This is a genomic window from Enterobacter cloacae complex sp. FDA-CDC-AR_0164 (assembly GCF_003071645.1).
In the GTDB taxonomy this organism is placed as follows: Bacteria; Pseudomonadota; Gammaproteobacteria; order Enterobacterales; family Enterobacteriaceae; genus Enterobacter; species Enterobacter ludwigii.
The window spans coordinates 2,795,990-2,822,797 of the sequence record NZ_CP028950.1 but is presented as its reverse complement, the minus strand read 5'-3'; the positions used below and the strand labels follow the sequence as shown (position 1 = coordinate 2,822,797).

23 protein-coding genes, 6 tRNA genes and 1 other RNA gene are annotated in these 26,808 nt (G+C 53.4%); 17 read left to right on the top strand and 13 right to left on the bottom strand.

Annotated elements, in window-relative coordinates:
* Positions 1–55 precede the first annotated feature (55 nt).
* Positions 56–1,279 carry an ion channel protein gene (locus AM410_RS13890; RefSeq protein WP_108647966.1) on the top strand — a complete coding sequence of 408 codons (1,224 nt, stop codon included), beginning with the start codon at positions 56–58 and terminating at the stop codon, positions 1,277–1,279.
* Here the strand turns inward: AM410_RS13890 and ipdC are convergent, their stop codons facing one another.
* Positions 1,280–2,938: an indolepyruvate decarboxylase gene (ipdC, locus tag AM410_RS13885; protein ID WP_073396207.1), complete on the bottom strand. Its 1,659-nt coding sequence runs from the start codon at positions 2,936–2,938 to the stop codon at positions 1,280–1,282.
* 184 nt (positions 2,939–3,122) lie between these two features.
* On the opposite strand from ipdC, the gene mgrA reads away from it, so the two are divergent.
* On the top strand, positions 3,123–4,121 hold the full coding sequence (gene mgrA, locus AM410_RS13880; protein WP_073396208.1) for an L-glyceraldehyde 3-phosphate reductase: 999 nt from the start codon (positions 3,123–3,125) through the stop codon (positions 4,119–4,121).
* 127 nt (positions 4,122–4,248) lie between these two features.
* On the top strand, positions 4,249–4,596 hold the full coding sequence (locus AM410_RS13875) for a DUF2502 domain-containing protein (protein WP_014171067.1): 348 nt from the start codon (positions 4,249–4,251) through the stop codon (positions 4,594–4,596).
* A gap of 75 nt (positions 4,597–4,671) precedes the next feature.
* On the opposite strand, the gene AM410_RS13870 is transcribed toward AM410_RS13875, so the two are convergent.
* A complete protein-coding gene (locus AM410_RS13870) occupies positions 4,672–5,910 on the bottom strand; it encodes an Nramp family divalent metal transporter (protein WP_020883097.1) in 1,239 nt (412 codons plus the stop codon).
* Between the two features lie 350 nt (positions 5,911–6,260).
* Between AM410_RS13870 and AM410_RS13865 the strand changes: the two genes are divergently transcribed.
* Complete coding sequence (locus tag AM410_RS13865; protein ID WP_014171069.1) at positions 6,261–7,448, top strand: NupC/NupG family nucleoside CNT transporter; 1,188 nt, start codon at positions 6,261–6,263, stop codon at positions 7,446–7,448.
* Positions 7,449–7,492: 44 nt separating this feature from the next.
* Here the strand turns inward: AM410_RS13865 and AM410_RS13860 are convergent, their stop codons facing one another.
* From AM410_RS13860 to AM410_RS13850, 3 genes are all read right to left on the bottom strand, one after another.
* A complete protein-coding gene (locus AM410_RS13860; protein WP_068794847.1) occupies positions 7,493–9,682 on the bottom strand; it encodes a sensor domain-containing phosphodiesterase in 2,190 nt (729 codons plus the stop codon).
* A gap of 214 nt (positions 9,683–9,896) precedes the next feature.
* Positions 9,897–9,972 (bottom strand) — tRNA-Ala (locus tag AM410_RS13855).
* A gap of 42 nt (positions 9,973–10,014) precedes the next feature.
* Positions 10,015–10,090 (bottom strand) — tRNA-Ala (locus AM410_RS13850).
* Positions 10,091–10,307: 217 nt separating this feature from the next.
* On the opposite strand from AM410_RS13850, the gene AM410_RS13845 reads away from it, so the two are divergent.
* Together AM410_RS13845 and AM410_RS13840 are read left to right on the top strand one after the other, a co-directional pair.
* Entirely contained in the window at positions 10,308–10,670 is a 363-nt protein-coding gene (locus AM410_RS13845; RefSeq protein WP_032680532.1) for a YfeC-like transcriptional regulator, read from the top strand.
* A gap of 1 nt (position 10,671) precedes the next feature.
* Positions 10,672–11,064 carry a YfeC-like transcriptional regulator gene (locus tag AM410_RS13840; RefSeq protein WP_068794848.1) on the top strand — a complete coding sequence of 131 codons (393 nt, stop codon included), beginning with the start codon at positions 10,672–10,674 and terminating at the stop codon, positions 11,062–11,064.
* A gap of 44 nt (positions 11,065–11,108) precedes the next feature.
* On the opposite strand, the gene gltX is transcribed toward AM410_RS13840, so the two are convergent.
* The gene (gltX, locus tag AM410_RS13835; RefSeq protein WP_014171074.1) at positions 11,109–12,524 is read right to left on the bottom strand and encodes a glutamate--tRNA ligase; all 1,416 of its coding nucleotides are present in this window, start codon (positions 12,522–12,524) and stop codon (positions 11,109–11,111) included.
* Between the two features lie 258 nt (positions 12,525–12,782).
* On the opposite strand from gltX, the gene AM410_RS13830 reads away from it, so the two are divergent.
* From AM410_RS13830 to AM410_RS13810, 5 genes are all read left to right on the top strand, one after another.
* Positions 12,783–12,858: transfer RNA gene (locus AM410_RS13830), tRNA-Val, on the top strand.
* Positions 12,859–12,899: 41 nt separating this feature from the next.
* Positions 12,900–12,975 (top strand) — tRNA-Val (locus AM410_RS13825).
* A 29-nt stretch (positions 12,976–13,004) separates the two neighbouring features.
* A tRNA-Val gene (locus AM410_RS13820) sits at positions 13,005–13,080 on the top strand.
* A 4-nt stretch (positions 13,081–13,084) separates the two neighbouring features.
* Positions 13,085–13,160: transfer RNA gene (locus AM410_RS13815), tRNA-Lys, on the top strand.
* A 27-nt stretch (positions 13,161–13,187) separates the two neighbouring features.
* Positions 13,188–13,315, top strand: a non-coding RNA gene (locus AM410_RS13810) — RtT sRNA.
* Between the two features lie 49 nt (positions 13,316–13,364).
* Here the strand turns inward: AM410_RS13810 and AM410_RS13805 are convergent.
* From AM410_RS13805 to xapA, 3 genes are all read right to left on the bottom strand, one after another.
* Positions 13,365–14,252, bottom strand: coding sequence for a LysR family transcriptional regulator (locus AM410_RS13805; protein WP_020883096.1), 888 nt, complete (start codon positions 14,250–14,252; stop codon positions 13,365–13,367).
* 68 nt (positions 14,253–14,320) lie between these two features.
* On the bottom strand, positions 14,321–15,577 hold the full coding sequence (locus AM410_RS13800) for a nucleoside permease (RefSeq protein ID WP_073396210.1): 1,257 nt from the start codon (positions 15,575–15,577) through the stop codon (positions 14,321–14,323).
* A gap of 51 nt (positions 15,578–15,628) precedes the next feature.
* Positions 15,629–16,453, bottom strand: a complete 825-nt coding sequence (gene xapA, locus AM410_RS13795; RefSeq protein ID WP_020883094.1) for a xanthosine phosphorylase — start codon at positions 16,451–16,453, stop codon at positions 15,629–15,631.
* Between the two features lie 207 nt (positions 16,454–16,660).
* Here xapA and AM410_RS13790 point away from each other — a divergent pair, with 207 nt between their 5' ends.
* On the top strand, positions 16,661–17,002 hold the full coding sequence (locus AM410_RS13790) for a FlxA-like family protein (RefSeq protein WP_020883093.1): 342 nt from the start codon (positions 16,661–16,663) through the stop codon (positions 17,000–17,002).
* Here the strand turns inward: AM410_RS13790 and AM410_RS13785 are convergent.
* On the bottom strand, positions 16,999–17,934 hold the full coding sequence (locus AM410_RS13785) for a LysR family transcriptional regulator (RefSeq protein ID WP_020883092.1): 936 nt from the start codon (positions 17,932–17,934) through the stop codon (positions 16,999–17,001). The genes AM410_RS13790 and AM410_RS13785 overlap by 4 nt on opposite strands.
* Positions 17,935–18,023: 89 nt before the next feature.
* Here AM410_RS13785 and AM410_RS13780 point away from each other — a divergent pair, with 89 nt between their 5' ends.
* Complete coding sequence (locus AM410_RS13780; protein WP_014171081.1) at positions 18,024–19,019, top strand: bile acid:sodium symporter family protein; 996 nt, start codon at positions 18,024–18,026, stop codon at positions 19,017–19,019.
* On the opposite strand, the gene AM410_RS13775 is transcribed toward AM410_RS13780, so the two are convergent.
* From AM410_RS13775 to zipA, 3 genes are all read right to left on the bottom strand, one after another.
* Positions 19,016–19,231, bottom strand: coding sequence for a DUF3820 family protein (locus AM410_RS13775; RefSeq protein ID WP_014171082.1), 216 nt, complete (start codon positions 19,229–19,231; stop codon positions 19,016–19,018). The two genes, AM410_RS13780 and AM410_RS13775, sit on opposite strands and share 4 nt — an antisense overlap.
* A 1-nt stretch (position 19,232) precedes the next feature.
* Complete coding sequence (gene ligA, locus AM410_RS13770; protein WP_025203500.1) at positions 19,233–21,248, bottom strand: NAD-dependent DNA ligase LigA; 2,016 nt, start codon at positions 21,246–21,248, stop codon at positions 19,233–19,235.
* A gap of 69 nt (positions 21,249–21,317) precedes the next feature.
* The gene (gene zipA, locus AM410_RS13765) at positions 21,318–22,304 is read right to left on the bottom strand and encodes a cell division protein ZipA (protein WP_073396211.1); all 987 of its coding nucleotides are present in this window, start codon (positions 22,302–22,304) and stop codon (positions 21,318–21,320) included.
* Positions 22,305–22,534: 230 nt separating this feature from the next.
* Between zipA and cysZ the strand changes: the two genes are divergently transcribed.
* From cysZ to ptsI, 4 genes are all read left to right on the top strand, one after another.
* Complete coding sequence (gene cysZ / locus AM410_RS13760) at positions 22,535–23,296, top strand: sulfate transporter CysZ (RefSeq protein WP_014171085.1); 762 nt, start codon at positions 22,535–22,537, stop codon at positions 23,294–23,296.
* Positions 23,297–23,459: 163 nt separating this feature from the next.
* Positions 23,460–24,431: a cysteine synthase A gene (cysK, locus tag AM410_RS13755; protein ID WP_020883087.1), complete on the top strand. Its 972-nt coding sequence runs from the start codon at positions 23,460–23,462 to the stop codon at positions 24,429–24,431.
* A 317-nt stretch (positions 24,432–24,748) separates the two neighbouring features.
* Positions 24,749–25,006 (top strand): phosphocarrier protein Hpr, encoded by a 258-nt coding sequence (ptsH, locus tag AM410_RS13740; protein WP_000487600.1) that lies wholly within the window; start codon positions 24,749–24,751, stop codon positions 25,004–25,006.
* Between the two features lie 44 nt (positions 25,007–25,050).
* Positions 25,051–26,778, top strand: a complete 1,728-nt coding sequence (gene ptsI, locus AM410_RS13735; protein ID WP_014171087.1) for a phosphoenolpyruvate-protein phosphotransferase PtsI — start codon at positions 25,051–25,053, stop codon at positions 26,776–26,778.
* The last annotated feature ends 30 nt before the right edge of the window (positions 26,779–26,808 follow it).

Below are 26,808 nucleotides of genomic sequence, written 5' to 3'. Positions count from 1 at the left end.
CCATAAAGCTGATTGTGCAAAGTAACGTAATAGCGTTTTGTACAAGGAAATCATCATGCTCCATCCGCGAGCCAGAACCATGCTCTTACTGGCAATACCGGCGCTGATCATTGGCGTTGCCTCAAGTCTGGTGCTCATTGTCGTGATGAAAGTCGCGTCGGTGTTGCAGGCGATGTTATGGACGGCGCTTCCTGCACAACTGGGCGTCAGTGTGGATTCGCCGGGATGGATCATGTTGATGCTGACGCTCACCGGCGTTGCGGTGGGTCTGGTGATCCGCTTTAGCCCCGGGCACGCCGGGCCGGATCCGGCGCTTGAGCCACTGATCGGTGCGCCCGTTCCCCCCTCGGCGCTGCCGGGGCTGATTATCGCGTTGATCCTGGGTCTGGCGGGCGGTGTCAGCCTTGGTCCTGAACACCCCATCATGGCGGTAAACATTGGTATGGCGGTCTTTCTCGGTTCGCGCATTTTACCCCGGGTCGGTGCGCTGGACTGGACCATCCTCGCCTCTGCAGGCACCATCGGGGCGCTTTTCGGCACGCCCGTTGCCGCCGCCCTTATTTTTTCTCAGACGCTTACCAGCAATAACGACGTCCCGCTCTGGGATAAACTCTTTGCGCCGCTGATGGCCGCTGCGGCTGGCGCGCTCACGACCAGTCTTTTTTTCCATCCTCATTTCTCACTCTCTCTGCCCCACTACGGTCAAATGCATATTGCCGATATTTTCAGCGGTGCCATCGTCGTCGCGATCGCCATTGCACTCGGGATGATTGCGGTATGGTGCCTTCCGCGCCTGCACCGGCTGAAGCACCCGGTGCTGATTCTGGGGGCGGGTGGTCTGATGCTGGGCGTGTTAGGGGCTATCGGCGGAACGGTAACGCTGTTTAAAGGCCTTGATGAAATGCAGCAGTTGGCTTTCAGCCAGGTGTTCAGCGTGTCTGATTACCTGCTGTTTGCGCTGGTTAAACTGGCGGCGCTGGTGGTGGCTGCTGCATGTGGGTTCCGCGGTGGGCGTATCTTCCCGGCGGTGTTTATCGGCGTGGCGTTGGGGCTGATGCTGCATGAACATGTGGATGCGGTGCCGGCAGCGATAACGGTCTCTTGCTCAATTCTGGGGCTGGTGCTGGTGGTGACGCGCGATGCGTGGCTGAGCCTGTTTATGGCGGCGGTAGTGGTGCCGGATTCAACGCTCTTCCCCCTGCTCTGTATCGTGATGTTGCCCGCCTGGCTTCTGCTGGCGGGCAAACCGATGATGATGGCCTGGCGAAACGACAAGTAATCAGGCGTTATTACACGCTTCCAGAGCCTTGGTAAGCGCCCCGAGCAGCGGCGGGATATCCGCTTTCGGGAGCATCACCTCAATCAACGAGAGCCGCTCGTGGTGCGCCACTTTTTCAAGTACGTCCGCCAGCTGTTCCGCTTCACTGACCCGCCAGCACTCAGACTGAGGATCGAGGCTCAACGCCTGCGGAATGTGCGTCCAGTTCCACAAAGCAATGTCGTTATACCGCTGCTCCGCCCCGTGGATAGCCCTCTCAACCGTGTAACCTTCGTTGTTGAGCACCAGAATAATGGGGTGCTGTTTATCACGCAGCATCGAGCCTAGTTCCTGAATAGTGAGCTGGGCAGCGCCATCCCCCGTCAGCACAATCACGCGCCGGTTCGGGCATGCGGTTTGTGCACCAAACGCCGCCGCCAGCGTGTAACCAATCGAGCCCCACAGCGGCTGGACGATAAAGTTCACATCAGCCGGTAAACGCAGATCAATCGCGCCGAAGGCCGATGTTCCCTGGTCGGCAAGGATAATGTCCCCCGGGCGAATAAAGGTTTGCAACGTTCTCCAGAAATTCTCCTGGGTAAGCGAACCGTCCGGCTGCGGGAACGGTATTGCGCCGGATGATGACGACATAAGGCCAGCATGCACGTGCTGTTTGCAGAGTTCGACCAGCGTCTCAATCGCCTGGTTCATTGGGATGCCGGTAAACCAGACATCCCCGACGCGTGCGGCATGCGGCTGAACTTCAATGGTCTGCGCCGGGGTAAGCTGGTGCGTGAACCCGGCCGTCAGGGTATCGGTAAAACGCGTGCCAACACACAATACCGTGTCAGCCCCTTCAATCGCCTCTTTTACCGCGCCAGTGCTGGCTGAACCACTGTATGTGCCGTAAAAACCCGCCTGACGCTCGTCGAATATCCCTTTCCCCATCAGCATGGTGGCATGGGCCATCGGTACCTCTTTCACCCACTTCTGTAGCGCATGTTTCAGGCCATGGCGCAGAACAAGGAAGTCGGCCAGCAGCGCGGTACGTTTGCTCATCGCCAGTTTGTTCTCAGCAGCATCCCGGAACGCTTTCAGGCAGGCGCTATCGGCATGAGCCTGCTTATGAGTGAGAGCGTTTACAGGCGGCGTGGCGGCTTTTTTTGCCACATCGGCGGGTAACATCAGATAACCGGGGCGGCGTTCCCGAAGCATGGTTGTCAACACACGGTCGATTTCATAACAGGCATTTTGTTCGGTAAGGACCGCCTGTGCGACGGTGATCGGCTCGCTCATATGATAAAAGTGACGGAACTCCCCATCCCCCAACGTATGATGCAGCAACTCTCCCCTTTGCTGTGCCGCCGTACCCGGCGCCCCCACAATATGTAAAACCGGGACATGCTCGGCATAGCTGCCGGCAATGCCGTTCATGGCACTTAACTCCCCAACGCCGAATGTGGTCAGTAGCGCGGCAAAGCCCTTACATCGGGCGTATCCGTCAGCGGCATAGGATGCGTTCAGCTCATTGGCACAGCCCACCCAACAAATATCCGGGCTGTCTATTACGTGGTCGAGAAACTGCAGGTTATAGTCGCCCGGCACGCCAAACAGATGATCGGCACCACAATCTGTAAGACGGTCCAGCAGGTAATCGGCGACGCAGTATGGGGTTCGCATAACAGGTGTCCTTCTGACGTTGACCTCACTTTGAGTATTAAAGAAGCGTGATGGCTGTCCAGAATTGGTCGTAAGAAGGGCATGGAAAGAATGCTTTACAAAAAAGGCTGCGCTATGCTCTTTTTTTTCATGTAAATGTAAACGTATACACTGATTTTTCCTTTCAGCGCCAGAGGGCATCAGAATGGGTTACCAGCCGGACAAAAATCGTTATCAGACAATGCAGTATCGCCGCTGCGGGCAAAGCGGACTCAGGTTGCCCGCTATCTCACTCGGGTTGTGGCACAATTTTGGCGACGCCACGCTTGTCGAAAACAGCCGTCAACTTTTACAACGCGCGTTCGATCTGGGTATTACGCATTTCGACCTTGCCAATAATTATGGTCCTCCTCCCGGCTCAGCCGAACGTAACTTCGGTCGCATTTTGCAGGAAGATTTCCTGCCATGGCGCGACGAGCTGATCATCTCGACCAAAGCGGGTTATACCATGTGGGATGGCCCCTACGGCGACTGGGGGTCACGCAAATATCTGGTTGCCAGCCTGGATCAAAGCCTGAAGCGTATGGGGCTGGAATATGTGGATATCTTCTATCATCACCGTCCTGACCCACAAACGCCACTGCTGGAAACCATGAAAGCGCTTGACCATGTGGTGCGCCAGGGAAAAGCCCTTTACGTCGGGTTATCAAATTACCCTGCAGAACAGGCCCGCAAGGCTATCGATATCCTGAACGACCTTGGGACGCCGTGTCTGATCCACCAGCCGAAATATTCGATGTTTGAACGTGCGCCAGAGGAAGGCCTGCTGGACGTGCTGCAGGAAAAAGGCGTCGGCTGCATTCCCTTCTCGCCGCTGGCGGGGGGACAGCTGACTAACCGCTACCTGAACGGTATTCCTGCAGACTCGCGTGCGGCAAGCGGCAGTAAGTTCCTGAACCCCGATCAGATCACCAAAGAGAAGCTGGAGAAGGTTCGTCAACTGAACGCGCTGGCGGAAAGCCGCGGCCAGAAATTGTCACAGATGGCGCTGGCCTGGATTTTACGCCACGAGTCGGTAACGTCAGTGCTGATTGGGGCCAGTAAAACTGCCCAGATTGACGATGCCGTGACCATGCTGGAAAACCGCCATTTCTCGGCGGAAGAACTAGCAATCATTGATGGGATCCTGAACAGCTCAAAATAAAATCACTTTTAGCAAAAAGTGCTCTCATTCATGAATTAGGAGTTGAGGCGATGAAACGAGCCTTTACCAACTCGTAATATTGCGTTAACAGGCCCCACAAAGGCCCCGATCGTGAAGGAGAAAGAGTATGTTCAGGTCACTGATTCTTGCAGCGGTATTACTGGCTTCGGCCCCGCTGATCGCCACTGCGGGCGAAATCACCCTGTTGCCATCAGTTAAATTACAAATTGGCGATCGTGACGACTACGGCAGATACTGGGACGGTGGCTACTGGCGCGACCGTGATTACTGGAACCGTCACTATGAGTGGCGCGGCGACCGCTGGCGCAGACATGATAATGGCCTGCATCGCGGCTGGTACAAAAACAACGCCTATGAGCGTGGTTACCGTGAAGGCTGGAACGATCGTGACGACCGCCGCGGTGGCTGGGGTCACGGTGGCAGAGGACACGGTGGTCACGGCCATCATCACTAATGCGTCATCAGTAATGCATCATCAATAATGCAAAAAGGAGCCTCCCGGCTCCTTTTTCTTTGGTTCAACGCGACGCTATAACCCCAGAGCAGTGCCGACCAGGAGCCACAGGTTCAACGACACCACTACCGCCACAATGACCCAACCGGTTCGTTTCACCAGCGTGCTGTTCACCAGTTCGCCCATCAGGCTTTTGTCACTGGTAAAGATCAGCAGCGGCACCAGTGCAAGCGCGATACCAAAACTCAGCAGTACCTGGCTCATGACCAGAATTCTCGTGGGATCCAGCCCCATCAGAATCACAACAAAGGAGGGCAGCATGGTCACGGAGCGACGAACCCAAAGCGGAATGTGGAAACGGACAAAGCCCTGCATCACCACCTGCCCTGCCAGCGTCCCCACAACCGTTGACGAGAGACCGGCCGCCACCAGGCTCAGCCCGAATATCGTGGCAGCAGCATGGCTCAGTAACGGCTCCAGCGTAAGGTATGCCTGGTCGAGATCGGCAATACCGGTGTGACCGTTAAAATGGAAAGCGGCGGCAGCGGTCGCCATCATCGCCAGGTTCACAAAACCGGCAATGGTCATGGCGATCGCCACATCCCATTTCGTCGCAGAGTAACGCTCTTTGCGCGTCCCACCGTGCAGGTGCTGTGTCAGCGAGGAATGCAGGTAAATGACATGCGGCATGATGGTTGCGCCCAGCACCCCGGCGGCCAGGAACACCGCTTCAGAGGTTGGCAGGCTCGGGATAATCATCCCTTTGCTGAGCTGTGCCAGATTCGGCTGAGAGAAAATCAGCTCGACGATATAGGCCGCCGCCACAAACAGCAGCAGCCCGCCGATAACTTTTTCCAGCGGTTTTTGACCGCGACGCTGCAGCATCAGGATCAGGAAAGTGGCAATCCCGGTGAGCACCGCGCCCTGAAGCAGCGAGACGCCGAGGATCAATTTAAAACCAATCGCGGCCCCGATGAATTCGGCGAGGTCGGTTGCCATGGCGATAATTTCCGCCTGAACCCAGTAAAGCCATACCGCCGGACGCGGATAATGATCGCGAATTTGTTCAGCCAGGTTTTTGCCCGTGGCAATCCCCAGCTTCGCAGACAGCATCTGGATCAACATGGCCATCAGGTTAGCCCACACGACCACCCAGAGCAGCTTATAGCCGAAGCTGGCCCCGGCCTGAATATTGGTCGCAAAGTTACCTGGATCGATATAGCCGATGGCAGCAATGAACGCAGGTCCCATTAACGCGAACCGCAACTTGCGCGCTGCTCTGCCACTGCTACCCTCTACGCGACTGTTTGTCATTTCTGCCTCTGGAAATATAGCCTTTGCTATGTTTAATGCTATCAAAATGAGAATGATTATCAAGATCATTTAGTGAGTTTATAGTGATTTCTCTGATAGCTTTGAACAATAGACGGGCGGGTAAGGTGGGGCGATCTAACAAAACCTGCAATCGCGCACGCTTTTGTGAAGACTAGCACACAAACTTAACTTTTCACGCATTTACCTAACATAACAAAAATGTATTGTGGATCACTAATTTTGAGACTCGTCACAGGATGTAACTATAGTGTGTCCTTGATCTCGTTTTCTTTTCGCTTGTTACATAGAATGTGCACGAAAATTAAACCTGCCTCATATTTGGAGCAAATATGGACCGCGTCCTTCATTTTGTCCTGGCACTCGTTGTCGTTACTGCGCTTGCGTTACTGGTCAGCCATGACCGTAAAAAAATCCGCATCCGCTTTGTTGTTCAGCTTCTCGTTATTGAAGTTTTGCTCGCGTGGTTCTTCCTGAACTCCAACGTGGGGCTTGGCTTCGTAAAAGGCTTCTCCGAAATGTTCGAAAAACTGCTCGGATTCGCCAACGAAGGGACGAACTTTGTCTTCGGTAAAATGAACGACGAAGGTCTGGCGTTCTTCTTCCTGAAGGTACTGTGCCCTATCGTCTTCATCTCTGCGCTGATCGGTATTCTGCAACACATTCGTGTGCTGCCCGTCGTTATCCGCGCCATTGGTACCGTACTCTCCAAAGTTAACGGCATGGGTAAACTGGAATCGTTCAACGCCGTCAGCTCCCTGATCCTGGGTCAGTCTGAGAACTTCATCGCCTATAAAGACATCCTCGGTAAGATGTCCCGCAACCGCATGTACACCATGGCAGCCACCGCAATGTCTACCGTCTCCATGTCTATCGTGGGTGCGTATATGACGATGCTGGAACCTAAATACGTGGTTGCCGCGCTGGTCTTGAACATGTTCAGTACCTTTATCGTTCTCTCTCTGATCAACCCGTACCGTGTTGACGAAGGCGAAGAGAACCTGCAGATGGCAAATCTGCATGAAGGTCAGAGCTTCTTCGAAATGCTGGGTGAGTACATTCTGGCTGGTTTCAAAGTGGCGATTATCGTTGCGGCGATGCTGATCGGCTTTATTGCCCTGATTTCTGCTCTGAACGCCCTGTTCGCAGCGGTTCTGGGTATCTCCTTCCAGGGCATTCTGGGCTACATCTTCTACCCGGTTGCCTGGGTGATGGGTGTTCCTGCACATGAAGCGCTGCAGGTAGGCAGTATCATGGCGACCAAACTGGTCTCTAACGAATTCGTTGCAATGATGGATCTGCAGAAAATTGCCAGCACGCTCTCTCCACGCGCGGAAGGCATCCTGTCCGTGTTCCTGGTCTCCTTCGCTAACTTCTCTTCCATCGGTATTATCGCCGGTGCGATTAAAGGTCTGAATGAAGAACAGGGTAACGTGGTTTCTCGCTTCGGTCTGAAGCTGGTTTACGGTTCTACGCTGGTGAGCGTACTGTCTGCCTCTATTGCGGCACTGGTACTGTAACACCTGCAGCGAAATAAAAACCGGGAGCTCAGCTCCCGGTTTTTTTATGTCCGTAGTTCATTAAGCGGTTTGGGTTTACCAATCAGGTAACCCTGCAGATAGTCGACCCCGAAGTGAAGCAGCTTCTCCCGCTGTTCCGGCGTTTCAACATACTCGGCCACCACACTCAGTGATTTCGTCTTCGCCAGGTTGCAAATCGACTGCACGATCATCGCATCCATATCGTCGGTACAGATATCTTTTACAAAGCACCCGTCAATTTTGATAATGTCCGCCTGCAGACGTCTGAGACGTTCGTAGTTGGCATATCCGGTGCCGAAATCATCAATCGCGATCCGGAAACCGCAGTCCCGCAACTGCTGAATGTTTTTGATACTGCTGCCCGAATTAGAGAAAGCCTGCTCTTCGGTGATCTCAATCACCACCGCCTGTGGTGCTACGCCATAGCGTTCAAAGAGCGAGCAAATCTCGATGGCCACCTCTTTTTGCATCAACGTCAGGGGCATCAGATTGACAGAAAAACGCACTCCGGCATGCGTCGCTGGATGATCGCGCAGCCACACCAGTAATTTTTCCATCACGCACATGTCGAAGCGGTGGCTCAGGTTAAACTGGGCAATCAGCGGTATAAAGCGGTCTGGGGTGATGATCTCGCCCTCGCTTTCCATGCGCGTCAGTATTTCGTAATACCCGCTACCATCTGCCTTCTGGATTGGCTGGGCGTATAAATGAAACTGTCCGGCATCCAGAGCATGTTTAATGCGCGCTAACATCAAAACCCGCTCGGTTGTTTGTCCTGATGCCACCTCGAGGCTATTGGTGAGCGCCAGTACATTATGCGCTCCGCAAGATTGCTCAGCCAGCCAGCTGAGCTGCCCCAGCGTATGGTGTAACTTCTCACCGTTTTCAACCATTCCCCAGGAAGCGCCAAATTCAATATCCAGCCCGGTGTTGTTCCAGACAATCTTACGGCTGTTCAGCTGATCGACCATATGCTGCAGGCGCTCAGCGGTTCCCGGCCCCAGCAATACCAGCACCAGTTCGCTGCCCGGGAGCTGGAAAAGCCGCTCATCTTTTTGCAAAAATGGCTGCAGCGAGGTGGTCACCATCCGTTTGCAATGCACCCGCATAAGAATGCCGTAGTGACGACTCAAGAACTCAAGGTTGTCCATTCGCAGACAGCACACTTTGGCATCAGGGTGGTCCTGCAAAAAATCTTCCAGTGCACGAATGTTCGGTAAACCGGTCAGCGGATCGGTTAGCGCCCTGTCCTGCCAGTCCTGCTTCAGCCACTCGCTGCGCTGATAAATCCGCGACATGTAGAGCAAACAGATGGCGAAAGAGATAAGGACAGACAAAATAAAGGAGAGCGAATGGCCTGACTCCACGCCATTGAGGAAATTATAGTTATAGGTCAACAGCAGAAGTGCGGATGCCGCCCAGAAAAGAGAAATGAGCGCGTAGCTCAGGCGACTGATCCCTAACGTAAAGAGAATAAAAATCACTGGCATTAAATAGCCCGCAATAATAGGTGACTCAAAAGGAGCACATAAAATTGCGAGGATGACGATTAAAAGCATCAGCCAGACTAATATATATAGCGATTTCTTTTGAAAAAACACGGGCTTCACACTGCGTCGCCAGAAGGTGATGGCATAACGTGGATTAATTATCATTCTTAACGGGTAATAGAACATCATGGTAAATATCAACGCCGCGCAGATCAGACTTTGTATATCGACTACGTTATAAATTGCGGTACCTTCACCGAAGAAGGTTGAGATAGTAACCGGGAAATGGAACAAATAACCTGCCAGGTACATCGACACTTTTATGCCTATCGGTACCATAAAGCCGAGCCAAAATATCCGTAACCCAATATGCTTGTTCGGCACGCAGTAGCGCCAGCGCTTGCCCAGTATGATCCTGAGGATGCCGCACCCCGCAAACACCGAGAACGTCTGACAGAACAATAAAACTGAATATTGTAGCGGTGCTAAATCAATGCTGAGTATATTAGTGATAGTAAAACTTAACAGAACAGGAATAACCGCCCGACGCCCAAATACCAGAATAACCGCCAGCATTACGCTTAAAGGCAGCCATGCTAAATATACGTCATGACCATTAACAACAGCGCGCGGAGAGATATAACGGGAGAATGGCACCGCAACCAGGCAAAGCGCGAGGGCAGTTATAAATATCTTTACATTATTGTAAGTTTTTCTATTCATTAAGTTAGATAATCTATTTTCCATTCGTATCATTGACCGGATGGATAATAGGTTTATTAATTGCGCGAATCAAGTTGAAGTCTATTTATAGACCGCTTTATTGATTTTGATTGAGGTGAGGTACAAAAATACCTCTATTTCAGCAACAAATTAGGGTGAAGAGTTTTACAAAAGCATAAAAAAAACCCCCGTCTTTCGACGAGGGTTCAAATTTTGGTGGAGCTAAGCGGGATCGAACCGCTGACCTCTTGCATGCCATGCAAGCGCTCTCCCAGCTGAGCTATAGCCCCACATGTTGACTTTACTGACCGCACTCTGTTGGGTTCAGAGTGTGGTGGAGCTAAGCGGGATCGAACCGCTGACCTCTTGCATGCCATGCAAGCGCTCTCCCAGCTGAGCTATAGCCCCATCGTAAAGCTGTCATGTTGACGGGCGGCATAATATGAATTCCGCTGCGGAGTGTCAACGGCAAAATCAATGACGGCGGTTCAATCGCCGAAAAATCATGCAAATGAATCACTTTGCGAGTCTGCTCGCAGTCATGAGTTAAGCCTGTCACATTTTCCTCTAAAACGGTGCTATAAAATGAGCCGTTAATTAACCCCACGAATATTCAGGAAATTGCATGATCAAGGAACGAATGACGCCAGAAGAGTTAGCCCTGCTCACTGGCTATAGCCGCCAGACCATCAATAAATGGGTACGCAAAGAGGGTTGGATTACATCGCCAAAACCAGGAGTCCAGGGCGGCAAAGCGCGTCTGGTGCACGTTAATGAAAAAGTGCGTGAGTTTATCCGCAGCGCGCGCCGGGCAAGTGAAACGGCTGAGATACCAGAAAGTGCCAGCCATGATGGCTCGCTTCACTCCCTGCTCCTGACGCTGGCAAATGAAATGACGCCGGAAGAGCAAAGGCAGATGACATCACTGTTACTGCGGGAAGGGATTACCGGATTGTTGCAACGTTTAGGGATACGCGACCAGAACTGATATGAAAAGATTCCGTAGCAAAATGACCACCGAAGAGCTGGCAGAAAATTTGGGTGTTGCACGGCAAACGGTGAACCGCTGGATACGCCAGCAGGGATGGAAAACCGAGGGTGTCAATGGGGTGAAAGGCGGACGTGCACGGCTGATTCACATTGATGCCCGCGTGAAGGAGCACATCATGAGCCTCCCGGCTGTCCGTAACCGTCAGGCGGTGTACCATCTGGCGGAGGTGACATCGTTGTACTGTGACCCCTCCTCTACTTTGCGTCCTGGGATCATCGAGACGCTGGAGAATATGACGCACCTTGAGCAGGAGCGTCTGGATGCCTTACTAAAGCGTGAAGGGATACGCGGCTTTCTTGCACGTCTCGGCATTGCTGAATTTAATGCATAAAAAAACGGCAGGTCTCCCTGCCGTTTTTCATGGTTCAGGCGTTATTACTGCTGATTTTCGCGCTCAGTAATAAAATCCAGCGCCTTGTTAATGCGCGCTACGCTGCGTGATTTACCAATGGCATGAACGGTAACATCGAGTGCCGGAGACTGACCCGCACCGGTGACTGCCACACGCAGTGGCATACCCACTTTGCCCATACCAACTTCCAGCTCATCTGCCGTCGCCTGAATGGCATGATGCACATTCTCGGCAGTCCAGTCAGTCATCGCCGCCAGTTTGTCACGCACCACTTCGAGTGGCTGACGCGCAACCGGACGCAGGTGCTTCTTCGCCGCGTCCGCGTCGAACTCGTCAAACTCTTCATAGAAGTAGCGGCAGCTTTCAGCGATCTCTTTCAGCGTTTTGCAACGCTCGCCGAGCAGTTTCACCAGTTCCGCCAGTTCAGGGCCAGTACGAGTATCAATATTTGCCTGCTCGATGTGCCACTGCAGGTATGTCGCCACATATTCCGGCTGCATGGTATTGATGTAGTGGTGGTTCAGCCAGAGCAGCTTATCAGTGTTAAACGCGCTCGCAGATTTGCTCACCGCGCCCAGAGAGAACAGATTGATCATCTCTTCACGGCTAAAGATCTCCTGATCGCCGCTGGACCAGCCCAGACGCACCAGATAGTTCAGAAGCGCTTCCGGCAGATAGCCGTCGTCGCGGTACTGCATGACGCTGACCGCACCGTGGCGTTTAGACAGTTTTTTGCCGTCGTCGCCATTGATCATGGACACGTGCGCATAGACCGGAACAGGGGCGTTCAGCGCTTTCAGGATGTTGATTTGACGTGGGGTGTTGTTGATATGGTCTTCGCCACGGATAACATGCGTGATTTCCATATCCCAGTCGTCAACCACAACGCAGAAGTTATAGGTTGGGGAACCGTCGGTGCGGCGAATGATCAGATCGTCCAGCTCCTGGTTGCTGAATTCGATCGGGCCACGGATCTGGTCGTCAAAAATTACCGAGCCGTCCTGCGGGTTAGCAAAACGCACCACGCACGGTTCATCAGCAGCATGCTCGCTATGGTCATGGCGGCAGCGGCCGTCATAACGCGGTTTTTCACCCTTCGCCATCTGATCTTCACGCAGCGCATCAAGGCGTTCTTTGGAGCAATAGCATTTATACGCTGTACCCGCGACCAGCATCTCATCAATCACGGCGTTGTAGCGGTCAAAACGTTTGGTCTGGAAATACGGGCCTTCGTCCCACTCCAGATTGAGCCAGTTCATACCATCCATAATGGCTTCAATTGCTTCCGGCGTGGAGCGCTCGAGATCGGTGTCTTCAATACGCAGTACGAACTCACCTTTGTTGTGGCGTGCAAAAAGCCAGGAATAGAGAGCGGTACGTGCACCACCGACGTGCAGATAGCCTGTCGGGCTCGGCGCGAAGCGAGTTTTGATTTTCATGAAATGGCCTTACGTTATAAAGATGCCGGCAATCGGCAAATCCTGGGAAAAAAACAATGGGCAATATTCTATCACTGTGGGGGGATTCCTCAATGTTGATCCCTTTATCGTGAGGGAGTTTGCGATTTTTGTTTAGAAATCATGCGTCATCGCCCGTTTCGCGATCGTTTTGTTTAATTTTACGACGAACGAATAAAAACTTTAGAAAATGCGTTGACTCATTTTCAACTCTCCCTATAATGCGACTCCACACAGCGGGGGTGATTAGCTCAGTTGGTAGAGCATCTCCTTTACACGGAGGGGGTCGGCGGTTCGAGCCCGTCATCACCCACCATCTACTTAAGTAGACTCGCAGTGTAGATAAGTATTGAGATTGGGCGATTAGCTCAGTTGGTAGAGCATCTCCTTTACACGGAGGGGGTCGGCGGTTCGAGCCCGTCATCGCCCACCATTCTCACCTTATCGCAGCAGTTCCGAAATGGGCGATTAGCTCAGTTGGTAGAGCATCTCCTTTACACGGAGGGGGTCGGCGGTTCGAGCCCGTCATCGCCCACCATTTCGGGTCGTTAGCTCAGTTGGTAGAGCAGTTGACTTTTAATCAATTGGTCGCAGGTTCGAATCCTGCACGACCCACCAATGTAAAAAAGCGCCCTAAAGGCGCTTTTTTGCTATCTGCGGTATGGATGATTCGAACCTGCAGCAGGTCCGAGCCGAACGCAGTGACGCAACGGAGCCGTTTACGGCGACGGCCCGAAGGGCGAGCGAAGCGAGTCATCCTGCACGATCCACCAATGCAAAAAAGCGCCCTAAAGGCGCTTTTTTGCTATCTGCGGTATAACATCACTCTTCCGTCAACGTTGCTATCAACGACTTAATCGCCGGTGTCGCCTGCTTCTCGTCATACACCACATACAAATCTGCCGGTATACGTACCTGTAATGGACGAAATACCACACCGGGCCACTGCATTTGCGCATAGCTGTCAGCAGCTAACGTAATCCCCATTCCCATGCTGATCATTGCCAGCACCGTCTGTGGTTCATCGGCTTCACGCACTATCATCGGTGAAAAACCGGCCTGCTGGCACACGCGCTGTAAGAACGACCAGTCAGAATGCGCAGACGGCATAGTTACAAAGTACTCATTCTGCAGTTCGGTGAGCGCAATTGCGCTTTCCCCCACCAGCCGGTGATCCTCCGGCAGCGCAACCAGAAACGCCGCATCCCGTAAGCGGATACTGGTAAACCCTGCGGTGGGCTCGGTTGCCATTCGCCAGATCCCGACATCCAACTCCCGACGCTCCAGCAGCGCCATTTGCATTACCGGCGACTTTTCGCGAAAGACGACATCAACGTTCGGATGCTCTTTCAAAAATGTGCGCATGACCGTGCGCACTTCGCTCCACATGGCGGTACCGACAATGCCCAGCGCAATCCGCCCCGCCTCACCCCGTCCAATTTGTTCGACCCGCGCCAGTGCCTGGTTTGCGCTGGCAAGCAGTCGACGGGACTCTTCCATCAACACTTTACCCGCATGGGTCAAGGCGACGCTTCGTGAGTGGCGAATAAACAGTAAGGTACCGAGCTGACTTTCCAGCTCTTTTATATGCAGGCTCAACGGCGGCTGCGACATATTGAGACGGGCCGCAGCCCGTCCAAAATGAAGTTCCTCAGCGACGGCCAGAAAATAGCGCAGCAGCTTGAGGTCGGTTCGGTAGACGCGTTCCATCAACACATATCCTGGCGATAACACTTATGCTCCCACCTTAAAGCCTTTCACCGCCTGCCGGGAAAACTTTAATGCGCAACTGTGCGCAACTCGCTGTTTTTACTGGTGTGGCGATAGTTAAAGCTGAAATAAAACACCACGGCGAGCACCAACGCATACGCCGCAAATACCAGCCAGATGGTCTGCCAGTCTTTCACCCCATCCACGGAGAAATAATCTACCGCCGCGCCGCTCAATACCGATCCGAAATAAGCACCGATACCGTTAACGGTCGTCATAAACAGCCCTTGCGCGCTGGCGCGGATATCAGCGCTTACCTCCTGTTCGACAAACACCGAACCGGAGATGTTGAAGAAGTCGAACGCGCAACCGTAGACCAGCATTGACAGCATCAACAGCCCGACGCCTGTCGCGGAAGGATCGCCATACGCAAAGAGTCCAAACCGCAGCATCCAGGCCACCATGCTCATCAGCATCACGGTTTTTATGCCAAAACGTCGGAGGAAGAAAGGAATGGTCAGGATGAACAGCACCTCTGACATCTGCGAGACGGAGAGCAAAATAGAAGGATATTTAACGATAAAGCTTTCCGCATACGCCGGATTACGCGCAAAATCATGCAGAAAGGGGCTACCGAAAGTATTGGTGATTTGCAGCACGGCGCCCAGCAGCATCGCAAACAAAAAGAACACCGCCATTCGGGGTTGTTTAAACAGGACGAACGCATTCAGGCCAAGTTTGCTTGTCAGCGACGATGAGGTTTTATTCTTCGCCACCGGAATGGCCGGTAACGTCAGTGAATAGAGCGCCAGAACCAGCGACGCGGCAGCAGCAATGTAGAGTTGAATGTTGGTTAACTCTGCCCCCATCAGGCTTATGGCCCACATCGCCACAATGAAGCCTACCGTGCCATAGACCCGCACCGTTGGAAAATGGGTCACCGTGTCCAGCCCTGCCTGCTCAAGACAGGAGTAGGAAAGGGTATTCGATAGCGCAATGGTCGGCATAAAGGCCATGGCATTAACCAGCATGACCCAGAACATCAGCCCCGGTTCATTGACCTGCGCGGCATAGCAAAGCGCAACGGCACAGACGAGATGGCAAATCACGTATGCACGATCTGCCCGCAGCCACTTATCGGCAATAATGCCCACCAGCGAGGGCATCACGATCGCGGCAAGCCCCTTCGAGCTGTAGACCATACCCACGTCAGAGCCGGAAAAACCCAGGGTGTTAATCATGTAAGCGCCGAGAGTAACGAGCCAGCTTCCCCAGATAAAATATTGCATAAAGGACATCATCTTTAAGCGCGTCGTGATGTTCATACCCGATTCCTTATAGCAGAGTGGCCCTCACGGGCCACGGTGTTGTTTCGCTCAGGCAAGCTGGCGCAGAAAACCGCAGATAAGATCGATGAAGTTCTGGCGAGAGAGTTCGGCGGCGGCAAGCGTTTGTTCATGCGACAGTTTTACATCGCTCAGACCTTCAGCAAGGTTGGTTATGGCCGAAACGGCGACCACCTTCAGGCCACAGTGGCGCGCCGAGATCACTTCCGGCACCACTGACATTCCCACCACATCTCCGCCGATGATCTGCATCATGCGGATCTCAGCCGCAGTTTCGAAGTTAGGGCCTGGATAAGAGACAAACACCCCCTCATGCAATGGAAAGCCCTTCTCGCTCGCCACGGTCTGCAGCAGGGCACGGCAATCTGCGTCATAAGCATTGGCCAGCGAGAAAAAACGGTCGCCAAAACGGTCATCGTTCAGCCCGACCATCGGAGTACCCGGCAGGGTGTTGATGTGGTCGCAGAGGGCAACCAGGCTTCCCGGTTCAACCTCCGGACGTAATGAACCGGCGGCATTGGTACTGAACAGCAGTTCGCAGCCCAGCAGTTTGAAGGTGCGGATTGCATCGGTCATGACGGCGATGCCGCGGCCCTCATAGAAGTGACCGCGCCCTTTCATACAGGCGACCGGAACACCGGCAAGATGCCCCAACACCAGCTCACCGGCGTGACCGTGAACGGTGCTCACCGGGAAGCCCGGCAGTTTTTCATAGCTCAGTACCACAGCATCAACAATCTGCTCGGCGAGCGCGCCAAGACCAGAGCCGAGAATAAACGCAACCCGCGGAGTGAAATCAGGTTTAGCGGCACGAATGATGTCGGCAGAGAACCAGGGATTATTCGAGAGGGTCATAAAAGCTCCTTGAGAATTAAGATCGCGATATCACCGATCGCATGACCTTAGTCTTATATCTGGAGCCTGCGGGTTACCTCCAATACACTTTCTCTGCACCATCAATACTGATTTGGTATCAATACCTTTCCCTGCCAGATATGGCAGTTTTGCTCAAGCTAATTGCGTTGGCGCCGATACCTCTGTTTTACAGCGAGAGGAAAAAGTATGACGACCATTCAGGCTACAACCCAGCCCATTCAAACCAGCGGTGGCGGGAGTCGTTCTTCCGGCGGCAACGATATCGCTGCCCAGATCAGCCGTATCACTGACAAGATAACCAAGCTGACTCAACAGTTAAAAGAGGTTGCGAACGGTTCCGGCAGTGCGGAAGAGAAGAAGAAACAGCAGGAGCTTATCCAGGTGCAAATCAAAGTGCTGCAGGCACAGCTCGCACAGCTGCAGCGCCAGCAGGCGGAAGAAGCCCAGAAGAAACAAGAGCAAAGTCTGGTCAACGTGGAAGGTCCGAAGAACGCATCAGACAATCATCAAATAGACATCTACGTCTAACGCTCTGTTGAGTTAAACAGTGGATCGCGTATACGGGCCTCGGTTAATCGTTGCGCCTGGATACGCACCACTTCCCAGATAGCCTGCGCAGCCCCGGAGAGCGAACGGTTTTTTCGCCGTACCAGCATCAGTTTTCGCTCAATAGCAGGCGTCAGTCGCTTCACGACCAGACGGCTTCCCTGCGGCAAAGGGAGCGCCAGGGCGGGTAATACACTGATCCCTATGCCGGCCTCCACCATGGGAAACAGCGTTGCCGGGTGTCCAATCTCCTGCACAATGGTCGCCTTAACGCCCTGCGTCACCAGCGCAGAATCAATCAGCGGACGGCTGCCTGAGGCATAATCCTGTAATACCAGGTTCGCTCCCTGCAACGCCTGCCAGAGAACAGACGGCTGCGCGGCTAGCGGATCGTCGTCCCGGCAAAGCAACAGAAACGGCTCAGAAAGCACAATTTCACACTCCAGGTCACTCACCTGACCGGGATCGATAACAATACCAAAATCCACATCGCCCTGACGGATGCTCTCCAGCACCCACTGCTGCGGCCTGTCATGCAAAACAAAATCGATATCCGGATAGCGATGATTACCCTCTGCAATACACTGCGGGATAAGGTGCGCGGATATCGTCTGGCTGGCCGCAACCCGCACGGTACCCGACAGCTGCTGTCCCAGTCGACCTACATCTCTGAGCGTACTGTTGAGTTCGTCCAGCAGCCGTTCAAGGCGCTGAGCCAGCTGCTGTCCGGCTTCCGTGAGCACGACTTCACGCGTGGTGCGATCAAGCAGCCGGACACCCGTCTGGCTCTCCAGCTCTTTCACGCTGTGGCTTACCGCGGACTGGCTCAGGCCGATGATCTCCCCTGCCCGACTGAAGCTGCGGGCATGGGCTACGGTGACGAAGATGCGAAGCTGGCGTAAGGAATAATTCATCTGTTTAATTCATGAATGGATGCAATAAATCAATTTTATTTCTCAAACGGAAAAAAGCACAATAGCGATATCTGTTTTCAGGAGTCATTATGAAACTATTTCGTATTCTTGATCCGTTTACGCTTACTCTGGTTGTCACGGTATTACTGGCCTCCTTCTTCCCTGCGCGAGGTGGGTTCGTTCCTTTTTTTGAAGGACTGACGACCGCGGCCATCGCGCTGTTGTTCTTTATGCACGGCGCAAAGCTCTCGCGCGAAGCCATTATTGCGGGGGGGAGCCACTGGCGACTGCACCTGTGGGTGATGTGCAGCACGTTCATCCTCTTCCCTGTACTCGGCGTACTGTTCGCATGGTGGGCGCCGGTGAATGTCGACCCGGCCCTTTATACCGGCTTCCTGTATCTGTGCATTCTGCCGGCCACCGTGCAGTCCGCTATCGCGTTTACCTCTCTGGCGGGCGGTAACGTCGCAGCCGCAGTCTGTTCAGCGTCGGCATCCAGCCTGTTAGGGATTTTCGTTTCGCCGCTGCTGGTGGGTCTGCTGATGAACATGCACGGCGCGGAAGGTAACCTGGAACAGGTAGGTAAAATCTGTCTGCAGCTGCTGTTGCCGTTTGTGCTGGGTCATCTCTCTCGTCCGTGGACGGGCGCGTTTGTTGCAAAGCACAAAAAATGGATCTCAAAAACCGACCAGTCATCGATTCTGCTGGTGGTCTATTCAGCCTTCAGTGAAGCGGTTGTGAATGGCATCTGGCATAAGGTGGGCGCAGGCTCGCTGCTGTTTATCGTGGTGGTCAGCCTTGTTCTGCTAGCGATTGTGATTGGCGTAAACGTCTTTGTGGCCCGCAAGTGCGGCTTCAACAAAGCCGATGAAATTACCATTGTCTTCTGTGGCTCGAAGAAGAGCCTGGCGAACGGCATTCCTATGGCAAACATTCTCTTCCCGACCTCAATGATAGGGATGATGGTACTGCCACTGATGATTTTCCATCAGATCCAGCTGATGGTCTGCGCGGTGCTGGCGCGTCGTTACAAACGCCAGACGGAAAAACAGGCGCAGGAAGAGACCCGCGCCGCGAAAGCTTAAGGACGTTTCAGGGGCTGAACCAACTGCGTCAGCCCCTCGGTTTTAATCAGTAACGTGATAGCCATCAGCTCACCCAGTCGTCCGGCCGGGAACCCATCTTTGCGGGCAAACCACAGCAAATAATCTTCCGGTAAATCAATCAGCCTACGGCCCTTATATTTACCGAATGGCATCTCCGTGTTGGCGATCTCAACGAGCTGCTCTTTCTCCACGTTACTCTCCTAACAGGCGCATCATTTCCGCTTCGTCGATAACCTCAATGCCCAGCTCCTGAGCTTTAGCAAGCTTCGAACCGGCGGCTTCCCCGGCAATAACCAGGTCGGTTTTCTTCGACACGCTGCCTGCCACTTTTGCCCCCAGCGCAACCAGTCGCGCTTTAGCATCATCACGTGAAAGCTGGCTCAGGCTGCCGGTCAGAACGACCGTTTTGCCGGCAAACGGGCTGTCGATCTCGTCAGCGTTGACCACGACCGGAGCCGGCCATCTGATGCCCTCTTCCAGCAGCTTGCCGATCACCTCGCGGTTGCTCTCTTCGGCAAAGAAGTTAAAGACATGCGTCGCGACGACAATCCCCACGTCCGGGACTCTCTGCAGCTCGTCAATACTCGCTTTTTCCAGAGCTTCCAGCGTACCGAAATACGCCGCCAGCCCCGCCGCCGTGGCTTCGCCCACTTCGCGAATACCGAGCGCATAAAGGAATCGGGCAAAAGTCGTCTCTTTGGCAGCATCCAGGGCATTAACCACATTCTGGGCCGACTTCGGTCCCATGCGATCAAGACCCGTGAGCTTACCCGCGGTCAGTTTGAAGAGATCTGCAGGCGTATGAACATATTCTTTCTCTACCAGCTGATCGATAATTTTGTCACCCATTCCGTCGACGTCCATCGCCCGACGGGAAACGAAGTGCTTCAGTGACTCTTTACGTTGTGCCCCGCAGATTAAGCCGCCCGTACAGCGAGCCACCGCTTCACCTTCAACGCGCTCAACGTCAGATCCACATACCGGGCAATGCGTCGGGAACACGATGGCGCGCGTATCGTCAGGACGCTCTGACTCAACCACGTTCACCACCTGCGGGATAACATCGCCCGCGCGACGAATCACCACTTTGTCACCAATGCGCAGGCCGAGACGTTCAATTTCATCGGCGTTATGCAGCGTGGCGTTACTCACCAGCACGCCGGCAACCTGCACCGGCTCCAGACGGGCAACCGGGGTAATCGCGCCCGTACGGCCCACCTGGAACTCCACGTCACGGACAAAGGTCATCTGCTCCTGCGCCGGGAATTTAAACGCCACTGCCCAGCGTGGCGCGCGCGCCACAAAGCCTAACTGCTCCTGCAGCGCAAGTGAGTTAACCTTGATAACCACGCCATCAATATCAAAACCAAGCGTCGGGCGGTCTTCTTCCACTTTGTGGTAGAACGCCAGCACGGCTTCCGGGGAGTCGCACAGCTGAACACGGTTACTCACCGGCAGGCCCCACGCTTTAAACTGCAATAAACGTCCAAGATGGGTATCCGGCAGTTCACCGCCTTCCAGAATCCCAACGCCATAGCAGAAGAAAGTAAGCGGTCGCTTCGCAGTGATACGGGGATCAAGCTGGCGCAGGGAGCCTGCCGCCGCATTACGCGGGTTAGCAAACACTTTCCCGCCGGTACGGCGCGCCTCTTCGTTGATTTTCTCAAAGCCCGCCTGCGGGAGGAATACCTCACCGCGCACTTCCAGACGGGCTGGAATATTATCCCCTTGCAGCTTCAGCGGGATCGCACGGATGGTGCGTACGTTGGTGGTAATGTCTTCACCCGTCGTACCATCACCCCGCGTCGCGGCACGCACCAGCACACCGTTTTCATAGAGAAGGCTGACCGCCAGACCATCCAGCTTCAACTCGCAGCACCAGGTCAGGGAGTCGCTGCTTTTGAGGCGATCCTGCACGCGCTTGTTAAACGCGAGGAAGCTCTCTTCATCAAAGACGTTGTCCAGAGACAACATTGGCACTTCATGACGTACCTGACTGAAAGCACCCAGCGGCTCCGCGCCCACGCGCTGCGTGGGTGAGTCGGGCGTAATCAATTCCGGGTGCTGCGCCTCTAGCTCGCGCAGCTCGCGCATCAGACGGTCATACTCCGCATCCGGCACTTCCGGCGCGTCCATAACATGATAGAGGTATTCATGATGGCGAAGCGTGGTTCGCAGTTCAGTGAGTTGTTGTTCGATTGAGTCCATATCACACCATCAATGAGAAAAAACCCCCGACATGCGGGGGTTGAGGAGGAGTCGATGTAAACGCGATGATTACGCGTTGGCTTCCTTAACTTCGCGGATGCGGTCCTGATACTCGCGCAGTTTCTGCGGCGTCATCATACGACGCTGATCGTCGAGCACCACACCACCGACTTCGTCAGCAATGTGCTGTGCGGACTGCAGCATCAGCTTAAAGTTTTGCAGTTCATCACCGTAGGACGGCACCTGCATGAAGATAGTGACACCCGGCGTCACGAAATCACCGGTCATTTCCGGGTCAAAGGTGCCAGGGTTGACCATATTGGCCAGGCTAAACAGCGCCGGACCGCTACCGTCAGGACTCAGGTGACGATGGAAAATATTCATGTCGCCAAACTTGAAGCCTGCCTGTTGAATGCTGTTAAGCAGGACATCGCCATTCAGGTGGGTGCCATGATGCGCAGCCACGTTCATGATGATGACCGCTTCTTTACGCTGCGGTTTTTCAACAACCGGTTCTGGCTCAACCACGGGCTCTGGTTCAACGAGCGGGGCCGGCGCAGGCTGAGGTGCAGGCTGCACGTGAACAGGCTGCTGCGGTTGGTGTAGCGGCTGTGCAGGCTGTTGTGGTGCAGGTTGCTGCACAGGCTGTTGCTGAACCGGCTGTGGCGCAGCAGGCTGCTGATGGACAGGCTGTTGCGGCGGCTGACGCACCGGCTCTTCTCCAGGCTGCGGCGCCTGCTGGCGCGGCTGTGCAGAAGCATACGGCGGTTGATACTGGTGCTGCGGAGGCTGACGAGGGGCTTCATGCTCCCCATGAGCCGCGCCGGGCGCAGTATTGACCCGATGAACACGAACTTCACCCACGCCGTCGTCGTCGCTTCCGTCGATGTCATTTTCACTGTCATCGTCATCACGACTGGACTTCATGCGCTTCAGTGGGCGATCGCGAAACATAGAGGAACGCTCTTTACGGCTGGTCCAGAAACCATGTACCAGTAAAGCGATTATGGCGATCGCGCCAACAATGATTAATATCAGACGCAAATCCTGCATCATTATATTCTCTGTTGTTCTAACACCTTGCCACCACGGCAAACATTTACTCACTAAGAGTATTTGCCGTTTACGTCAAGTGCAAGTGTGTGCAGAGCATTCACAGCATAAAGATGAACTAAATCGTGCTTTTTGCTGTTTTTTCGAACATTTCCGAACTGGTCATTGGTCCGTAAGTGGATAATATAGGCGGGCAATTCCACTGGTTGTGAAAAAAGGAGTACAGCCTGGTTATGGTTTCAACATCATCTTCTCCCCCGCGCAGCGGCGTCTGGTATTTTTCTCAGGGCTGGAAACTGGTCTCACTGCCGGGGATTCGTCGCTACGTCATTCTGCCGTTGCTGATTAACATTATCCTGATGGGCGGCGCGTTCTGGTGGCTGTTCACCAGACTGGAGAGCTGGATCCCTTCGCTAATGAGCCATGTGCCGGACTGGCTGCAGTGGCTGAACTACCTGCTCTGGCCGGTAGCGGTTATCTCCGTGCTGCTGGTGTTCGGCTACTTCTTCTCGACGATTGCAAACTGGATAGCTGCGCCGTTTAACGGCCTGCTGGCAGAACAGCTGGAAGCACGTCTTACCGGCGCAACGCCGCCGGATACGGGTATGCTGGGGATCATGAAAGATATCCCACGCATCATGAAGCGCGAATGGCAGAAGTTTGCCTGGTATCTTCCCCGCGCCATTGTGCTGCTTATCCTTTATTTTGTCCCTGGCGTCGGTCAGACGGTGGCCCCGGTGCTGTGGTTCCTGTTCAGCGCCTGGATGCTGGCAATCCAGTACTGCGATTATCCGTTCGATAACCACAAGGTGCCGTTCAAAACGATGCGCAGCGCCCTGCGCACGCAAAAAGTCGCGAATATGCAGTTCGGGGCGCTGACCAGTCTGTTCACCATGATCCCGGTGCTCAACCTGTTCATCATGCCGGTCGCCGTTTGCGGCGCAACGGCGATGTGGGTTGACTGCTACCGTGCTAAGCACGCGTTATGGAAGTAATGCAAAAATGTGTAAAAAGGGGGTGGCTTATGCCGCCCCTTATTCCATACTGATCCCCATTATTTCCTTGCAGTATATAGATATGCGAATTCCTTACTTCCCCCTACCTGTTCAACAGGTATGCTGGGACGGTATCCCAATTTCATACAGTTAAGGACAGGCCATGAGTAAGATTTATGAAGACAACTCGCTGACTATCGGTCATACGCCCCTGGTTCGACTGAACCGTATCGGTAATGGACGCATTCTGGCGAAGGTCGAATCACGTAACCCGAGCTTCAGCGTAAAGTGCCGTATCGGTGCAAATATGATTTGGGATGCTGAAAAACGTGGCGTGCTGAAGCCAGGCGTTGAGCTGGTTGAACCGACCAGCGGTAACACCGGTATCGCACTGGCCTATGTTGCGGCGGCGCGCGGTTATAAACTGACGCTGACCATGCCTGAAACCATGAGCATCGAACGTCGCAAACTGCTGAAAGCGCTGGGCGCGAATCTGGTGCTGACCGAAGGTGCCAAAGGCATGAAGGGTGCGATTCAGAAAGCAGAAGAGATTGTTGCCAGCGATCCGGCGAAATATCTGCTGCTGCAGCAGTTCAGCAACCCGGCGAACCCGGAAATTCACGAAAAGACCACCGGCCCGGAAATTTGGGAAGATACCGACGGTCAGGTTGATGTATTTATCTCCGGTGTAGGCACCGGCGGAACCCTGACTGGCGTGTCGCGCTATATAAAAGGCACAAAAGGTAAAAAAGACCTGATTACCGTTGCCGTGGAACCAACCGACTCGCCGGTGATCACCCAGGCGCTGGCGGGCGAAGAGATTAAACCCGGCCCACATAAAATTCAGGGTATCGGTGCCGGCTTCATTCCGGGCAACCTGGATCTGAAGCTTATTGATAAAGTGGTGACCATCACCAACGAAGAAGCTATCTCTACCGCACGTCGTCTGATGGACGAGGAAGGTATTCTGGCGGGCATCTCTTCCGGTGCTGCTGTTGCGGCAGCGCTCAAACTTCAGGAAGACGAGGCCTTTACCAATAAGAATATTGTGGTTATCCTGCCTTCATCGGGTGAGCGTTACTTGAGCACCGCACTGTTTGCCGATCTGTTCACTGAAAAAGAACTGCAACAGTAATGCCAGCATGTTAATAACGCGTAAAAAAGCACCTTTTTGGGTGCTTTTTTGTGGCCTGCTTCAAAGTTTTACCCCTCCTGGCATTGATTCACCCCGTTGGGTCTGGTATTTAAACCAGCAATTATTTTGATGCGTGAAATTAATCAGTGAACGAAATAGCCTTGCTGAATCGATTTTATGATTTGGTTCAAGTCTTGCTTTCGCTGCATAATGTTTAATGACGATCGAAACGTCAGCGCTAACAATACAGGCTAAAGTTAAGTCGCCAGGCTAGACTTTAGTTCCACAACACTAAACCTATAAGTTGGGGAAATACAATGTTCCAGCAAGAAGTTACCATTACCGCTCCGAACGGTCTGCACACCCGCCCTGCTGCTCAGTTTGTTAAAGAAGCGAAAGGCTTCACTTCTGAAATCACTGTGACTTCCAACGGCAAAAGCGCCAGCGCAAAAAGCCTGTTCAAACTGCAGACTCTGGGTCTGACTCAGGGTACCGTTGTCACCATCTCTGCTGAAGGTGAAGACGAGCAGAAAGCAGTTGAGCATCTGGTAAAACTGATGGCTGAGCTCGAGTAAGTTTGCGGGTTCTTTTAAATATCAGTCACAAGTAAGGTAGGGTTATGATTTCAGGCATTTTAGCATCCCCGGGTATCGCTTTCGGCAAAGCACTGCTGCTGAAAGAAGACGAGATCGTCATCGACCGGAAAAAAATTTCTGCCGACAAGGTTGATCAGGAAGTTGAACGTTTTCTGAGCGGTCGTGCCAAGGCATCTGCGCAACTGGAAGCAATCAAGACTAAAGCTGGCGAAACTTTCGGTGAAGAAAAAGAAGCCATCTTCGAAGGGCACATCATGCTGCTCGAAGATGAGGAGCTGGAGCAGGAAATCATAGCCCTGATTAAAGATAAAAGCATGACGGCAGACGCTGCTGCGCATGAAGTTATCGAAGGTCAGGCAACTGCCCTGGAAGAACTGGATGATGAATACCTGAAAGAACGTGCGGCTGACGTACGTGACATCGGTAAGCGCCTGCTGCGCAACATCCTGGGTCTGGCCATTATCGACCTGAGCGCTATTCAGGATGAAGTCATCCTGGTTGCCGCCGATCTGACCCCGTCTGAAACCGCACAGTTGAACCTGAAAAAGGTCCTCGGTTTCATCACTGACGCGGGCGGCCGTACCTCCCACACCTCTATCATGGCGCGTTCTCTGGAACTGCCTGCCATTGTGGGTACCGGTAGCGTCACCTCTCAGGTTAAAAACGACGATTATCTGATTCTGGATGCCGTAAACAACGTGGTTTACGTCAACCCAACTAACGAAGAGATCGAAAAACTGCGCGCGGTTCAGGAGCAAGTTGCGACTGAAAAAGCGGAACTCGCTAAGCTGAAAGACCTGCCAGCCATCACTCTGGACGGTCATCAGGTTGAAGTGTGCGCAAACATCGGTACCGTACGTGACGTCGATGGCGCTGAGCGCAACGGCGCGGAAGGTGTGGGTCTCTATCGTACTGAATTCCTGTTCATGGACCGTGACGCACTGCCAACTGAAGAAGAACAGTTTGCTGCGTACAAAGCTGTGGCTGAAGCGTGTGGCTCTCAGGCGGTTATCGTCCGTACCATGGATATCGGTGGCGACAAAGAGCTGCCGTACATGAACTTCCCGAAAGAAGAGAACCCGTTCCTGGGCTGGCGTGCGATTCGTATCGCGATGGATCGTAAAGAGATCCTGCGCGATCAGGTTCGCGCTATCCTGCGTGCGTCTGCTTTCGGTAAACTGCGCATCATGTTCCCGATGATCATCTCTGTTGAAGAAGTGCGTGCACTGAAGAAAGAGATCGAAATCTACAAACAGGAACTGCGCGACGAAGGTAAAGCATTTGACGAGTCAATTGAGATCGGCGTGATGGTGGAAACACCTGCGGCGGCGACCATTGCGCGTCATTTAGCCAAAGAAGTTGATTTCTTTAGTATCGGTACCAATGATTTAACGCAGTACACCCTGGCAGTTGACCGTGGTAATGATATGATTTCACATCTCTACCAGCCAATGTCACCGTCCGTACTGAACTTGATCAAGCAAGTTATTGATGCTTCTCATGCAGAAGGTAAATGGACTGGCATGTGTGGTGAGCTTGCAGGCGACGAACGTGCTACACTTCTGTTGCTGGGTATGGGTCTGGACGAATTCTCTATGAGCGCCATTTCCATCCCGCGCATTAAGAAGATTATCCGTAACACGAACTTCGAAGATGCGAAGGTGTTAGCAGAGCAGGCTCTTGCTCAACCGACAACGGACGAGTTAATGACGCTGGTTAACAAGTTCATTGAAGAAAAAACAATCTGCTAATCCACGAGATGCGGCCCAAATTACTGCTTA

Bases quoted from the DNA above. Each gene is read 5' to 3' on its own strand.
- AM410_RS13890 (WP_108647966.1), top strand. From the start codon at position 56: ATGCTCCATCCGCGAGCCAGAACCATGCTCTTACTGGCAATACCGGCG.
- AM410_RS13785 (WP_020883092.1), bottom strand. From the start codon at position 17,934: ATGAATTATTCCTTACGCCAGCTTCGCATCTTCGTCACCGTAGCCCAT.
- AM410_RS13870 (WP_020883097.1), bottom strand. From the start codon at position 5,910: ATGACAAACAGTCGCGTAGAGGGTAGCAGTGGCAGAGCAGCGCGCAAG.
- AM410_RS13780 (WP_014171081.1), top strand. From the start codon at position 18,024: ATGAAACTATTTCGTATTCTTGATCCGTTTACGCTTACTCTGGTTGTC.
- xapA (WP_020883094.1), bottom strand. From the start codon at position 16,453: ATGACCCTCTCGAATAATCCCTGGTTCTCTGCCGACATCATTCGTGCC.
- AM410_RS13805 (WP_020883096.1), bottom strand. From the start codon at position 14,252: ATGGAACGCGTCTACCGAACCGACCTCAAGCTGCTGCGCTATTTTCTG.
- cysZ (WP_014171085.1), top strand. From the start codon at position 22,535: ATGGTTTCAACATCATCTTCTCCCCCGCGCAGCGGCGTCTGGTATTTT.
- AM410_RS13840 (WP_068794848.1), top strand. From the start codon at position 10,672: ATGAAAAGATTCCGTAGCAAAATGACCACCGAAGAGCTGGCAGAAAAT.
- zipA (WP_073396211.1), bottom strand. From the start codon at position 22,304: ATGATGCAGGATTTGCGTCTGATATTAATCATTGTTGGCGCGATCGCC.
- ptsI (WP_014171087.1), top strand. From the start codon at position 25,051: ATGATTTCAGGCATTTTAGCATCCCCGGGTATCGCTTTCGGCAAAGCA.
- mgrA (WP_073396208.1), top strand. From the start codon at position 3,123: ATGGGTTACCAGCCGGACAAAAATCGTTATCAGACAATGCAGTATCGC.
- cysK (WP_020883087.1), top strand. From the start codon at position 23,460: ATGAGTAAGATTTATGAAGACAACTCGCTGACTATCGGTCATACGCCC.
- AM410_RS13875 (WP_014171067.1), top strand. From the start codon at position 4,249: ATGTTCAGGTCACTGATTCTTGCAGCGGTATTACTGGCTTCGGCCCCG.
- AM410_RS13845 (WP_032680532.1), top strand. From the start codon at position 10,308: ATGATCAAGGAACGAATGACGCCAGAAGAGTTAGCCCTGCTCACTGGC.
- AM410_RS13865 (WP_014171069.1), top strand. From the start codon at position 6,261: ATGGACCGCGTCCTTCATTTTGTCCTGGCACTCGTTGTCGTTACTGCG.
- ptsH (WP_000487600.1), top strand. From the start codon at position 24,749: ATGTTCCAGCAAGAAGTTACCATTACCGCTCCGAACGGTCTGCACACC.
- AM410_RS13790 (WP_020883093.1), top strand. From the start codon at position 16,661: ATGACGACCATTCAGGCTACAACCCAGCCCATTCAAACCAGCGGTGGC.
- gltX (WP_014171074.1), bottom strand. From the start codon at position 12,524: ATGAAAATCAAAACTCGCTTCGCGCCGAGCCCGACAGGCTATCTGCAC.
- ipdC (WP_073396207.1), bottom strand. From the start codon at position 2,938: ATGCGAACCCCATACTGCGTCGCCGATTACCTGCTGGACCGTCTTACA.
- AM410_RS13860 (WP_068794847.1), bottom strand. From the start codon at position 9,682: ATGAATAGAAAAACTTACAATAATGTAAAGATATTTATAACTGCCCTC.
- AM410_RS13800 (WP_073396210.1), bottom strand. From the start codon at position 15,577: ATGAACATCACGACGCGCTTAAAGATGATGTCCTTTATGCAATATTTT.
- ligA (WP_025203500.1), bottom strand. From the start codon at position 21,248: ATGGACTCAATCGAACAACAACTCACTGAACTGCGAACCACGCTTCGC.